The sequence below is a fragment of the Methanofollis formosanus genome (genome assembly GCF_019633745.1).
GTDB classification, from domain to species: Archaea; Halobacteriota; Methanomicrobia; order Methanomicrobiales; family Methanofollaceae; genus Methanofollis; species Methanofollis formosanus.
Map to the genome: position 1 here is coordinate 88,845 of NZ_CP037968.1, position 13,096 is coordinate 101,940.

The 13,096-nt window shown below is 58.2% G+C and carries 13 protein-coding genes; 7 read left to right on the top strand and 6 right to left on the bottom strand.

What is annotated here, in order from left to right:
* Nucleotides 1–138: 138 nt before the first annotated feature.
* The gene (locus E2N92_RS00380; protein WP_220681730.1) at nt 139–1,128 is read left to right on the top strand and encodes a hypothetical protein; all 990 of its coding nucleotides are present in this window, start codon (nt 139–141) and stop codon (nt 1,126–1,128) included.
* Nucleotides 1,129–1,675: 547 nt separating this feature from the next.
* On the opposite strand, the gene E2N92_RS00385 is transcribed toward E2N92_RS00380, so the two are convergent.
* A complete protein-coding gene (locus tag E2N92_RS00385; protein ID WP_220681731.1) occupies nt 1,676–2,701 on the bottom strand; it encodes an mRNA surveillance protein pelota in 1,026 nt (341 codons plus the stop codon).
* Nucleotides 2,698–4,599 (bottom strand): ribosome rescue protein RqcH, encoded by a 1,902-nt coding sequence (rqcH, locus tag E2N92_RS00390; RefSeq protein ID WP_220681732.1) that lies wholly within the window; start codon nt 4,597–4,599, stop codon nt 2,698–2,700. Before rqcH ends, E2N92_RS00385 begins: the two co-directional genes overlap by 4 nt.
* Nucleotides 4,600–4,673: 74 nt before the next feature.
* On the opposite strand from rqcH, the gene E2N92_RS00395 reads away from it, so the two are divergent.
* Together E2N92_RS00395 and E2N92_RS00400 are read left to right on the top strand one after the other, a co-directional pair.
* Entirely contained in the window at nt 4,674–5,030 is a 357-nt protein-coding gene (locus E2N92_RS00395; RefSeq protein ID WP_246589250.1) for an EMC6-like membrane protein, read from the top strand.
* A gap of 6 nt (nt 5,031–5,036) precedes the next feature.
* A complete protein-coding gene (locus E2N92_RS00400; protein WP_220681734.1) occupies nt 5,037–6,809 on the top strand; it encodes a ribosome biogenesis/translation initiation ATPase RLI in 1,773 nt (590 codons plus the stop codon).
* A gap of 490 nt (nt 6,810–7,299) precedes the next feature.
* Here the strand turns inward: E2N92_RS00400 and E2N92_RS00405 are convergent, their stop codons facing one another.
* Together E2N92_RS00405 and E2N92_RS00410 are read right to left on the bottom strand one after the other, a co-directional pair.
* The gene (locus E2N92_RS00405; protein ID WP_220681735.1) at nt 7,300–7,998 is read right to left on the bottom strand and encodes a class I SAM-dependent methyltransferase; all 699 of its coding nucleotides are present in this window, start codon (nt 7,996–7,998) and stop codon (nt 7,300–7,302) included.
* Nucleotides 7,982–8,569 (bottom strand): flavodoxin family protein, encoded by a 588-nt coding sequence (locus E2N92_RS00410; RefSeq protein ID WP_220681736.1) that lies wholly within the window; start codon nt 8,567–8,569, stop codon nt 7,982–7,984. Before E2N92_RS00410 ends, E2N92_RS00405 begins: the two co-directional genes overlap by 17 nt.
* Before the next feature lie 258 nt (nt 8,570–8,827).
* On the opposite strand from E2N92_RS00410, the gene E2N92_RS00415 reads away from it, so the two are divergent.
* From E2N92_RS00415 to E2N92_RS00430, 4 genes are all read left to right on the top strand, one after another.
* Nucleotides 8,828–9,130: a hypothetical protein gene (locus E2N92_RS00415; RefSeq protein ID WP_220681737.1), complete on the top strand. Its 303-nt coding sequence runs from the start codon at nt 8,828–8,830 to the stop codon at nt 9,128–9,130.
* A 24-nt stretch (nt 9,131–9,154) separates the two neighbouring features.
* On the top strand, nt 9,155–9,529 hold the full coding sequence (locus tag E2N92_RS00420) for a hypothetical protein (RefSeq protein WP_220681738.1): 375 nt from the start codon (nt 9,155–9,157) through the stop codon (nt 9,527–9,529).
* A 539-nt stretch (nt 9,530–10,068) separates the two neighbouring features.
* Nucleotides 10,069–10,683: a nitroreductase family protein gene (locus E2N92_RS00425; RefSeq protein ID WP_220681739.1), complete on the top strand. Its 615-nt coding sequence runs from the start codon at nt 10,069–10,071 to the stop codon at nt 10,681–10,683.
* Nucleotides 10,684–10,894: 211 nt separating this feature from the next.
* Nucleotides 10,895–11,734, top strand: coding sequence for a PepSY domain-containing protein (locus tag E2N92_RS00430; RefSeq protein WP_220681740.1), 840 nt, complete (start codon nt 10,895–10,897; stop codon nt 11,732–11,734).
* Nucleotides 11,735–11,752: 18 nt separating this feature from the next.
* On the opposite strand, the gene speB is transcribed toward E2N92_RS00430, so the two are convergent.
* Nucleotides 11,753–12,619 carry an agmatinase gene (gene speB, locus E2N92_RS00435; protein WP_220681741.1) on the bottom strand — a complete coding sequence of 289 codons (867 nt, stop codon included), beginning with the start codon at nt 12,617–12,619 and terminating at the stop codon, nt 11,753–11,755.
* Nucleotides 12,620–12,668: 49 nt separating this feature from the next.
* Nucleotides 12,669–13,049: a translation initiation factor IF-5A gene (locus tag E2N92_RS00440; protein ID WP_220682904.1), complete on the bottom strand. Its 381-nt coding sequence runs from the start codon at nt 13,047–13,049 to the stop codon at nt 12,669–12,671.
* Nucleotides 13,050–13,096: the final 47 nt, after the last annotated feature.

The following is a 13,096-nucleotide window of genomic DNA, read 5'->3' on the forward strand; positions in this document are numbered from 1 at the left end:
TCCTCTGGTCAAAACAGAGGATGGGAGTCTGCATAGAAAGATGTTCTCTCACAGAATGTTTCAGGTCGGTCTTCTGGATCGCAGTGAAGCTGATCATGAGAGAAAAAATATATTCTGGGTTTGCATGAGGATCAATCAATGCACAATCCCTCCCATCCCGACAGCACCGTTGAGATCACGTCGGTCAGGTTCCGGCCGACGATGAAGGCCCTGACACCGATCTTCCTCTATCTCGGAGTGTTCATCCTGGTCTTCGCCGCGATTGCCCTCCTCACCTATGAGCCGTATTCCGAGATGATCTCAAAAACTCCTTCGGGAACGTTCACCGTGGCGAAGATGAACCCGCCTCCTGACCCCGCCATCCTCCTCAACGCCCCCATATTTGTAGCAGTCGGAATGGTGGCCGCGGCGGTCGCCATCGCGATGTACAACCTGGTCGCCGGCCGTTTCAGAGGGATCATGGTCAGGACCAGGGGATCGCCGGGGGTCGAGGAGAGAGGGATCGCCATCAGGGACTTGGATGTCTGTGCTGCCGGCGGGATCGGCGGCGTGATCTTCTTCGGACTGGGTGCCTGCACCTGCCTCCTCTATTGGGGTCTTGGGTGGCTGAGTTCCATCTGGTGGCCGCACTCCGGAGCGATCTACGGATTTTACACGAATGAGATGACTATCATCACCGTCCTCTGGATTATCTCCCAGGTCGCGGTCGGCTTTGTCGTCTTCGGAGGTGCCGCACTCCTGTACAATCTCTTTCTGCCGTGGACTCGCGGTGCGGTGGTGACCGTCAGGGGGACGGCCGGGGGTGACGGGGAAGAGTTTACGGACAGGATGTACGCAATCAGAGCCTTCGCCACACCGACGGTCGCCAGGGCCGCGGCGGCGATCGGGTTCGGATTTGGGTGCCTCCTTGTTGCAACCATGCTCCTCGGCGCGATCACCGGCTTTCCGTTCCTGCCCGGCCTCCCGGAGACCGAGACCTTCGCCTTCGACCTCCTCGTCTGCCCCTTCATCTACGCGGGAGGGGCCTTCCTCATCGGTGCGATCGCCTCCATCATCTACAACGCGGCCGCCCGCGTCCTGCGGGGGTTTGTATTTCGTGCTGAAAGAGAGGAGAATACAACTTCGTAGAATTGCTTATGAAGCGAACGCACGCCTCAGGCATACCGCATGAAAAGTTATTCATGGTATTGGTCATGATCCCTGGGCTCAAGCATACAGGATGAAAATTGTTCGGAGGCGATCTTCCTGAGTGTGAAAGGGTTCTTGATTACGCCCATGCTAAAGTGCGGCGGGCGAGGACACCGTTCTATCGCCGCCCCCTGGCTATCTTCGTTCGTGAGGGGTTCCGGGGGGCAAAGCCCTCCGGCGAGGATAGGCGGGGGCGGCAATTCAAGGGTGATCCTGCGTGGTGTCTTGCTCCGAAGAACGCCGGGAACCGCTTCGTAGAATTGCTCTGGATAACTCTCTCTGCGGAGGGCTGGCCGGCCCCCTCTTCATAATCATTGATTGTGCCTTCCCAGCCCTATCTTCGTCCCTGGGGTCTCGGGGGCGGAGCCCCCGGGCGTGAGCATGAGTGAAGGCGACGGATTCAGTTCACAGGGGGAGTTGAGGTGATGAAAAGAGGATGTTTTCTGCAGAGCCCGGTTTCCGGATCTATCCTGACAGGTACACAGACCTATCCGATCTTAAACCGCAGCAGCGCCGCCACCCCGCCCAGGGCTTCGAGTTGCTGGCCGGGTTCGAACTCCGAACTGAGGACGACGACCTTTGCGTTCATCTGCTCGGCGGTCTCGAGGAGTCTGTTCACCCAGGGTTTCCTGAGGTCTTCGTCCAGCACGAGCACCTCCTCCACCGCCCCGAAGTTGACGGCGTCGGCCACCTCCGCCCGGCCGTAGGCGACCGGGTCGCCGCTCCCGATCCGCCTGAGCACCTCCTCCATCCTGGTCACCTCACGGGAGAGCTGGAGGTCGCCGACCAGGCGCTCGAGCACGCCCTGGCCGATCACGTCCTGGACCGCCCCCCTCCCGGTACGCCTCGTCTCGACGGTGACGACCCGTTCGCCGAGGTCGGCGTCCTTTGCCTTGAGGAACTTGACGAAGTCGTCCTTCACAAACCCCGGCCCGGCGACGACCACCGGCCCGGTCACTTCCGAGAGGGTGGCGAGGGCGTCGGCGAAGAAGACGGACCTTTTGTCGGTGTCGACCCGCTTCCCGCTCCCGCCGGTGACGGTCACCACCCGCTCGGGCCCGTACTGCCTGATGCGGAAGAGTTCGGCCTCACCTTCCTCGACGGTGAGGACATGGATGACGTCATGGAGCGTCGCCTCCACCGCCCGCTCCACCCGTTCGAGGTCAACGGCCCGCCAGCGCTTGACGACCGAGACCTCGTGGCCGGGATCGAGGTTGAAGGTGTGGTACGAGGCGACGTCCACCCCGTACTCGATCGTGCCCCCGACCCTCAGGCGGGTGGCATACTCGTGGAACTCCACCTTCTCGACCCTGACACCCAGGCGGACCGGCCGCTTCTCGACCTTCTCAGGTCTGAGTTTGTCGGTCGCCCCGTCGAGGCTGCGCAACGTCGTCGCGAAGACCAGGTCGCCGGGCGCGATGAGGTGCTTGAGGTGCCAGAGGTCGTCGACGTTCTCAGGGAAGAGTTTCGCCTCGCCGTACGACCGCTTCAGTTCTCCGAACTCGACTTTCATTCCTCTCCCACGATGTCGGTGCCGCCCGGCGGGACGAAGGCGGCGATCGCCTCGGTGTTCAGGGCGACCCGCAGATTCTTCCAGGTATCTTCGCCGACCTGCTCTTTCAGGATCCGCTGGGCCTTCTTCGCGACGTCGTTGGGGCCGAAGGTGCCGGGCGTCAGTTCGAGGACATGCTCGGCCCGCTCCTTCACCGCTGCGATCGGCCCGCCGATCACCGCCACGCTCGGTTTGAACTGCACCCCGATGGCCGCCCCCAGGGTGACGTTACGGACATACCGCCGCTCGCCCCTGATGATGAACGCACCCCGCGCCACGTACTCGCCGGACTCGGGCGTCTTGCTCACCTGGTCGGGCCGTGCCATATAGACATCGGCGGTGAAGTGCCCGGCCTTCCAGGCATTCGAGTACGAGGCGGCAAACTGGGCCACCTCGTCTTCCAGATGGGCGGTCTCGCCCTTGACGATGACCACCGACCCGCCGTGCACGTCGGCATGCACGAAGGTGTCCTTCCCTTCCATGTAACGCTTCACCAGTTCCTCGTTCTGGGAGGCGTCCCTCCCGCCGAGGACCAGGACGCCGTCTGAGGTGTAGAACCACCTGAACCGGTGGAACCACTTCGCCTTCAGGATCGTGAAGGTCTCTTTGGGCTTCTCCTTCTTCTTCGGCACGCCGCGTGCCATCGCGTCGAGGGCGCCCTGCTTCTTCTTCTTGAACTTCTTGATCTGGTCGTAGTAGTGTTCCAGGTTTGTCTCCACGCCCTCGTGGACGTAGATCTTCACCCGCACCCCCTCCAGGTCGAGGTCAACGGCCGCATCGGCCGGGTGGACGGCCGCGATCACCCGGGCCGCCGGGAGGTCGCTCCCCTTCAGCACCGCCTCGATCTCCTGCCAGGAGCGCTCGCGGCTCGCCGGGTCCAGGACGGCGATCACCTCCTGCACCACGGTGTAGTTGGTGTAGACGGCCTCGATCGCCTTCTCGGCCCTGGCGACCTTCCCGTCGAACTTCTTGATCGCCGCCTCCTGCTGCTGGCGGATCACCTCCTCCCTGGAGAGTTTCGGCTTCTTCTTCTCGGCCTTCTTCTCGGCCGCCGTCATCGGGTAGAAGGCTTCCAGCGCCTCGTTGTAGGTCGAAAACGCCTTCTGCTCCTCGCCGATCCCCCCGACCGGCCAGCACCCCTTATCGGTGATCACCGGGTGGCGGTCCCCCTCGATCGTCGCAAGGGTCCGGTGGAAGGCCGCATAGACCGCCCCGGCATCGGCCTCAGGGGCGGGCATGTTCTTGTCGAGTCCGGCGTCGGCACAGATCACCTCGGCATATTTCCCGCCGAGGAGACAGCTGACGGCCAGCGTCCTGACCAGGTCGCGATCCGATGCCGCGAGCATCGCGGCAAACCCCTCCTCGTCGTACCCGCTGCAGTCGGTCCCCTCGGGAAGGGCGTAGGGCTCGCCGGGCACGACCGCCCGGTCCTTGAACCGGTGGTGCCAGAGCGGTTTGATGATCATGCCGTCATCGCCGATGAGGACGATGTTGCCGTCGTCGAAGAGTTCGAAGACGAGCCTGAGCGTCCCCCCCTTCTTTCCGACATCGATATAGAAGATCCGCTGGAGGCCGTACTGCCCGACCTCCACCACCTTCCCCCCATCCAGGTGCTTGCGCAGCAGCATCGCGTAACTGAGGGGAAACTTCGGGGCCTCGGGGAGGGAACCGACGAGGTGGGCCCGCCGGCCGACCTCGACGAAGAAATGATATTTGGCTCCCTCCTCGCCATTGAGCCTGATGCCCAGGGTCCTGGTGTCGTACTGGTAGATCTTGCCCACCCAGAGCGGAAGCATCGCCGAAAGCTCGGCCGTCATCGCCCTGACGTCGATCCCGCTCATCCCCTTCTGGTCTGCCATGAATTATACCAAATTAAATATGGCTTTGGCACCAAGAAATAGTCTACTGATGCGTGATGAGCGAGGAGGAACAGTTGGAAATAACGCCTGAAGCGCCGAAAGGGAAGGGCGCGGACGAAACGGCGCAGAAACAGGCTGCGCATATGCAGCGGATCAAACGGACTCTGGTGGCCTGTTTTATGGGTATCGCCATGGGTCTGGTCTCGTTCTATGTCTCCGGTGCGGTAGACCCCGCGACCGGGCTGCAGCCAAACGCGATCATCGGCGTCCTCTTCCTCATGGCGGGCGTAGTCTTCCAGAAGCATATCTTTATGCTGATGCGGATCGACTACACCGAGCTCGGCGGGAAAGACTGGTTCTATCAGGCGTTCATGACCTTTGCATTCTGGTTTATCTCCTGGTCCACCATGCTCACCACCGTCCTGATGTGATCAGCCATGCGCATAGCGGTCGTCCACAAAGACAAGTGTCATTCCAAGAAGTGCGGAAAAGAGTGCATCATCTACTGCCCCAGAGTGCGGTCCGGCGACGAGACCGTCCTCCTCGACGAGGACGGCAAGGCCGTGATCTCCGAGGAACTCTGTGTCGGGTGCGGCATATGCGTGAAGAAGTGTCCGTTTGAAGCGATCGATATCGTGAACCTCCCCGAGGAACTCGAATACCCGACCCACCGGTACGGGCCGAACACCTTCGTGCTGTACGGCCTGCCCATCCCGGTGGAGGGGAAGGTGACCGGGATCCTGGGACCCAACGGTATCGGGAAGTCCACCTCTCTCCAGATCCTCTCCGGCCAGATCCGGCCGAACCTGGGGATCTTCGAGGAGACGGTTGCCTGGGACGAGATCCTGAAGCGGTTTGCCGGGACCGAACTCTTCGACTATCTCAAGCATATCTCGGGCAAGGAGATCAAGGTCGCGGTCAAGCCCCAATACGTCACCTATATCCCGAAGGCCTTCTCGGGGACGGTGCGGGAACTGCTCGCCTCCACCGACGAGCGAGGGGCGCTCGACCACCTGGTCGAGGATCTCACCCTCGGCTCGATCCTGGACCGGGAGATCAAGAACCTCTCGGGCGGCGAACTGCAGCGGGTGGCCATCGCCGCCTGTCTGGCCAGGGAGGCCGACTTCTACTTCCTCGACGAGATCACGCCGTACCTGGATATCTACCAGCGGATGGCGGCGGCGAACCTGATCCGGGAAGTGGCCGGGAACCGGCCGGTGGTGATCGTGGAGCACGACCTCGCGATCCTGGACATGCTCGCCGATACGGTGCATGTGGCGTACGGCAAACCGGCGGTCTTCGGCGTGATCACCGGGCCGAAGGGCGTGCGGGTCGGGATCAACGAGTACCTCGAAGGTTACCTGCCCGAGGAGAACGTGCGGTTCAGGGACTCGGCGGTGGTCTTCGAGAAGCGGGCCCATGCCGAGGAGACGATCCGGGAAGATCTCTTCTCCTTCCCCGAGATGACGAAGTCGTACGACCGGTTCACCCTCACGGTGAAGGGCGGCGAGGTGAAGAAGGGCGAGGTGCTCGGCCTCGTCGGGCCGAACGGGATCGGGAAGTCGACCTTCGCCAAACTTCTCGCCGGGGTGGAAGAGCCCGACGGCGGCCCGGTCGAGGGGAAGGTCACGATCTCGTACAAACCCCAGTACGTGAAGGCCGACTCGGCCGACACCGTGGAGTTCATGCTCAGGCAGATCACCCGGCGCTTCGACACCTCCTTCTACCAGCACGAGGTGATCGAGCCCCTCGGCCTCAAGCAGATCCTCCAGTCGCCGGTCAACACGCTCTCAGGCGGCGAACTGCAGCGGGTGGCCATCGCCGCCTGTCTCTCCAGGGACGCCGACCTCTACATCCTCGACGAACCGAGCGCCCACCTCGACGTGGAGCAGCGGATGGGCCTGACGAAGGTGCTCAAGCACCATGCCGAAGGGAAGGAGTGCGGGGTGATCGTCATCGATCACGACATCTATCTCATCGACATGATCTCTGAGCGTCTCGTGGTCTTCGACGGCAAGCCCGGTGTGGCGGGCGAGGCGAAGGGGCCGTTCTCGATGCGGGACGGCATGAACCTCTTCCTCTCCGAACTCGGCGTCACCTTCAGGCGGGACAAGACCGGGAGGCCCAGGATCAACAAGCCGGGCTCGTATCTCGACCGCGAGCAGCGCTCGCATGGCGAGTATTACTACGCCCTGCCTGATAGTGAGTGAACAGAGTGGTTCCAGAGAACGCTCATACTTTTTTTGGCATTGTAGAATTTTTCATGAGGGGAAAGCACGCCTCAAGCATACGTGATGAAAATATCATAGTGCAAGTCTCTGGGTGTGAGAGGATCCTTCTCCTCGTGACAGGGGAACGGCCAGAAATCAAGCATCGTGCCGCCCCTCGGCTATCTTCGTCCGTGGGGGGTCCGGGGGGTGCAACCCCCCGGCGCGAGACGACAGGGAAGTTTCTGCAATTGAGGGCGGCATGCCTGATCATTCCATCACACCTTCCCAAACATCGGTGCCGGGGGCGCTGCCCCCGGAACTCCCGGGATTGCAATTGAAGCGGGGAAGGCAGAGGAATGGCCGAGAAGGGTCTCGATCCGATTGATCGAGCACAGGATACTTCTGGAATATGCTTCATGGAAAAAATTTTTCATGCGGCATGCTTGAGGCGTGCGTTCGCTTCATGCCCGATTCAACAGAGCCGCCTCCCTTAGATTTTCTTCAGCCTGACAATAATAACGACCGGCTTCTCAGTGTCATCATCCGTTTCCTCGTAAAAACCATCCAGTACAAACCCGGCATCAAAGCATTGATGGAAGATATCCTGCAATGACCGGTGATAATAAAGCTGGAGAACCGGCTGTCCCCGGATTGCCACACCCTCGTGGGTGCAGGCGGTGCGGTACTGTTCTTCCGGCCTGACAAAACACGGGTGGTGAGTGGAGAAGACAAAGATACCGCCGGGCTTCAGCATATCATACATCCCGTGAAGCAACGGACCTATATCTGCTATATCCATGACCGCCATATTTGCGACCGCCTTGTCAAACGAGCGTTCCTGTGCCAGGGAAAGGATCTGGTTTTTATCCGTGGCGTCACAGGTATGAAATGAGATCTGCGCCGGATATGCAGAACGGCGGCGTTTTGCGTGTGCGACAAGTTTTTCGCTGTAATCGAATGCAACAACCTGTGCTCCTTTTTCTGCAAGCCTCTGGGAAAAATTACCGTTCCCGCAGGCAACGTCGAGAACCAGATCTCCTTCCCGAATATCAAGCAGGACTTCGGTATGCGGGCGTACTATAGAACAATGGAAAAAGTTGGAATCATCTCCCATCCGGGCATCCCAGTAGTCTGCATTTGTTTCCCAGCGATGCCTGCTTTCTTCTGTAGTATCAGGAAAGTTCTTCATTATTCTCACATTTTTTCAGGAGCCATGCCATGTTCTTCCCTGCGTCTTTTGCCCGCATCAGGCCTTCCTCATCTTCAAGAACCTCCCCGATCTCTCTTCCGACACCGACAACCGGGAATCCCGGCACTGTCATCCCGCCTATGAGCAGGAAATGCAGAAGGGTGTCAAGGGTATGGAACGTCCCGCTCCGCCGCACCGCGACCGCGGCCTGCGCCACCTTGCGCCGGTAGAGTCCACCGTTTGCCATGGACACCAGGCCTGCCCGGTCGATCAGGGCCTTCATCTCGGCGGTGACATCGGTGAAGTAGACCGGCGAACCGAGAATAATGCCGTCCGCTTCAACCATCCTGTCGATGCAGTCGTTGACACAATCATCATCAAAGACGCAATGCCCGTCCTTCTTCTCAAAGCATTTCATGCAGGCAGTGCATCCCCGTGCGACGCGTCCGCTGAGAGAGATCTCCTCGGTCTCGATCCCTTCTTTCCTGAGTTCTTCGAGCATCAGCCCGATAAGGATAGAGGTGTTCCCATTTTTTCGGGGGCTGCCGTTAAATGCAACGACTTTTGTCATCGTCAATTACCGTTTTCATTTTTGGAGTATCAGTTCTAATACATTGAGGCCGATTAAAGATTTAAATACAATTTTTTGGTGTAGTATCCCGCAATCATTTGACATCAGAGTTATATGCCGATGTGAGCAAACTCTCCGACCGGGATATCCGGGGTATCATTCGTCAATGGAAGGGGGGAAAACCTGTTCGTGATCTTGCCGATTACCATCACGTAAATCGGCAACGGATTTACCCGATTGTTTCATTTTATCGTGAGCATGGTTTTCCTCCCTGCAACCCCCCGGGAAAAATCCACCTCAATCCCGTCTGAGACTGAAGCCCTCGTGCTTACCGCCCACGAGATGTACTCTCTCGGACCAAACCACCTTGAAAAGAAAATTGAGAAAGAATATGGCGTCAATATTCCGCAAAATACGATCTATCGAATTCTTCTCACCCATGGGAGAGTGGTGATCTGTATGAGGAAGATGATTGCCCTGAACGGCCAGGACAGATGGCTCATCGCATTCATGGACAATTCTTCTCGTCTCATTACCTGTTTTCAAGGTTCCAAAGGGTAGCACCAAGAAGTTTAAATTAATAAAATGAGCACACATATTATACGTAGGATATTTCTCTACATTTCAACTGTATCAATTGCATTCGTTCTCATTTTAGCTTCGCTCTCAAGCGGTTGTACTGATACAGGAAAAACCGAGGAAGAAACCGTTATTGGAACGATCTTACATGACGATAACGGGACATATATCATACAGGTGGAAAACGGAACACGCTATGTTCCTGTGAATCTGGACGAAGAGTATCAGATCGATGGCATGGTGGTGGGCTTTCGAGGGATCACTCTGGAAAATGATAGCGTGGCAGAATCACCAGGTATTCCTATCGAAATTCACTATATAGGTACATATGTTCCGCCCGGAGCAAATGCCACACTCAAACTTGAGAAAAAGTTGCCGTGAGACAATCTCGTATCGTACTGCAGAACTCAACCGGCTGCCTGAAGAAACCATGGGAACGGGTGCATCCCTTTCCCTAACAAACAGTCTGCATCGGTCCCGATCGTGAGGGAAATGATCAGACATGCCGCCCTCAATCGTAGAATCTTCCCAACCGTCTCGCGCCGGGGGGCGGCACGATGCTCGATTTCTGTTCGCTCATCGAACGCAAGAAGAAGGATCAAGGATCGATCCATCCTCACAACGGAGAGCCACAAGAATTTTCATCACGGATGCTTGAGCCCGAGGCTCATGCCCGATTCAACAAAGCCCATATTTCCAGGAAGGGGGATCAGTATATCTGTGCAGGAGTATGAATCGAATTATATTGGTGTGTTGATATCATCATATCCACCAGAAGGGCGTCTGCAACCTTGAACAGTTCACCCTCAGGTAAGGTTTTGATGATGCGTTCCGCCTGATCGGGGGCACGGCCCGGTGAACTTCGCATGAGTATCCGGCTCCGCCTCTGCAATCTCAGAGAATAGGAGGTATGAAGATCCATGAAGGCCCAGAAATTGATCGTCCTTCTGCTTGCAATGCTCATCGCCGTGACGACGATGGTGTCGATGCTGGGCGCGGCGGGAGAAGGATTCGATGAACACGATCATGATGAGATGAACAAATCCACGGATGTTCCCGATCATTTCATCCCTCCGGAATATTTCAAGGACGCAAGACCTGCAACACCCCTGCCAGAATCAGAAATGATCTCTTTCATTCTCTCAGAAAAAACGCTCAACACATCGGCGCAGGATAAAAGAAACGGGATCATTGAACTCCCTGGTTCATCTCCATGTCAAGATCCCCGGTTCATGAAATACAGAGAACACCAGACTATATTCATCGAAACAAACATCAATCCCGATGATGCGGTAGTTCTGGTACGGATGCCAGAGAGCATGTACGAAAGATTCCTTGCCGATGCACAGAATAACACGATAACTTTACCCGCATCGCACTTCTGCATGTTTTACGATAACCTCACTGATCTCGATACCCATATCGCATGCAATGGGAGTGTTTTAACGGTACTTCCCGGGGAATCGGATGCGAACAAAAATACTACGATTCCCCCACCAATAGAAACCCCCTCCCAGTCAGGAGTTCTGGGATGACCTCTATGACTGGTATCACCCTGGCAGAAGGGACGATACTTTGAGATACGGTGCATCCCCTCACTCATGAGAAACCGGTGAGACCAATCCTACGCCTTCGCTCATCTCCACCTCACGACAATAAGAGGATCGTCACAGAAAGCACAAGTACTGTGGGTGCCATAGCCGGAACTGTGGATGACCTATGGCACCCCCTCACAAATCCCCACGTGTGATCTATCTCCTCGTCACCGCCCTCCTTGCAGGATGCGTCCTGCTGGGGGCGGCAATGCTCCTCTCACCGACTGAAGAAAAACAGGCGAGCGCAGAGATCGATATGAACGAGAGCGCGGCACGCTCGATCGTACGCGCCGAGATCCCTGCCGCAGAGATGCCAGTGGAAGGAAACCTCATGGACGACGCTCCTGAAGACCCGGTCTGGGAGTTTCAAGTCCGCTCGAAAGATCAGGGATCAGGAGTGATCGGGATCGACGCAAAAACCGGAGAAGTGTCGTACGCCTACGGCGAGATCGCGGATCGTGCGGGGGTGAATACCGGCATCAGTATGGAGAAGGCAGGAGAGATCGCTGGAAATCATCTCAGGGGCGAAGAGATCGAAGGCACCCTCACCGATCCCGATGTGTCGTACGAACCCCCGCACTTTGCCGGGGATATCGGACGCTACCGGGTCACCTATGTGCGGATGATCGACGGGATCCCCTCCTTTGACGGCGTCCGGATATTCATCGATCCAGAGGACGGCACGGTCCTGAAATATCATATCAATTGGGACCTCCCTGCGACGATCGAGACCGACCCGACCCCCACCCTCTCCGCCGCAGAGGCTACCGTGATCCTGACGACCGCCATGGAAGAGAAACGCGGGTCGAAGGGGATGACGATCCTCTCGACCGAATTATACTGGTATGAAGGGGACAGCGAGCAGATCTCTCTGGCCTGGAAGATCGAGTTCGAAGACGATTATGTCAGGCCTTATGACGCGGGCCCGGCGAGCGCCTGGCTCGACGCGCATACCGGCGAGGAACTCCTCCTCTGCTACTACTTAGACTGAAGAAATGAAGAGAGGGGCTCAGAGTCCCTCTTTCCCCGCCCAGTTCCAGGCGATGAACTCTCTGATCAGTTTTGCGGCGACGGCCGCCGTCTGACCGGCGTCGACCGGGCAGACCTCGACATAGTCGAAGCCCGACGCCCGTGCGGCAAAGGCGCGCACCACACTGCGGAGATCCCAGGTGGTGATCCCGAAGGGTTCGGGCGTCCCCAGGCCCGGGGTAAGACAGCAGTCGACGGCGTCGGCGTCGACGGAGAGGTACAGGCTCCGGTCGCCGATGATCTCCTTGATCTCCTCGATCACCGACGCAATCCCCCGTGCCCGCACCTCGTCGGCCGTATACATATGAAGCCGCTCCGACTCCTCGACGAGCTCGAACTCCTCGGCAGGTCCGCTCCGCGCCCCGATGACAAAGATGTCCTCGACGTCCAGGTCCATCACCCGGCGGGTCGCGCAGGCATGGTTCCATTTCGTCCCGCCGAACTCGTCGCGCAGGTCCAGGTGGGCGTCGCAGACGACATAGCACTGAGGCTTCACCGCCTTCACCGCACCGGGCGTGATCGTGTGCTCGCCGCCGATCATGACCGGGATCTTCCCGTCGGCGGCGATCATCGCCGCCGTCTCCTCCACCTGCCCGACCACCAGATCGGGGAGGGAGAGCGGTTCGAGATCGCCGAGATCGGTGACCGGCACCTCCCAGAGGTCGACGCCGACGCTCGGAAGATAGGTCTCGAAGTTGTACGACACGGCCCTAATCGCCCCGGGCGCCTCGCGCGATCCCGCGCGATATGACGACGTACCGTCATAAGGCACGCCGAAGACCACATACCGCGCATCGGTATATTCGGCCTCGGCGTCCGCAAAAAGGTTATTTAAGAATGCTTCCATGGGTATGCACCCCTGGTTCAGCCACAGGCCGCGAGGGCCGGCGGCAGGCTCAGAGGTCCAGTTTCCGCTTGTTGAGCGCCTCGATATACTGGATCTCCTGCCCGGCCTCAAGCTTGGAGACGACGTCCTCGGAGAGTTCGAGTTCGAACATCTCGAAGTCCTTGACGTCCATCAGCTGGACGGTGTTGCCGGCGACCGAGATGATCTGGGCCATCTTGCGCTCGACGATCGGCACATAGACCTTTGCCGAGACCGGCTGTACGATGGAGCGCTTCTGCCCGTCGAAGATCCCGACTACGTCGATACGTGCCTTTGCCGCACCGTGCTTCCCCGGCTTGGAGGTGGCGATCGTGAGAATCTTGCAGGGCTCATCATCGACCACAACGTACCTGCCTTCCTTTAATTTTCCAGTTTCAGTCTGTTCCTTCATTGAGTTCACGCTCGCAGTAGTAATTTATCTGAAAGGCAGTAAATAAA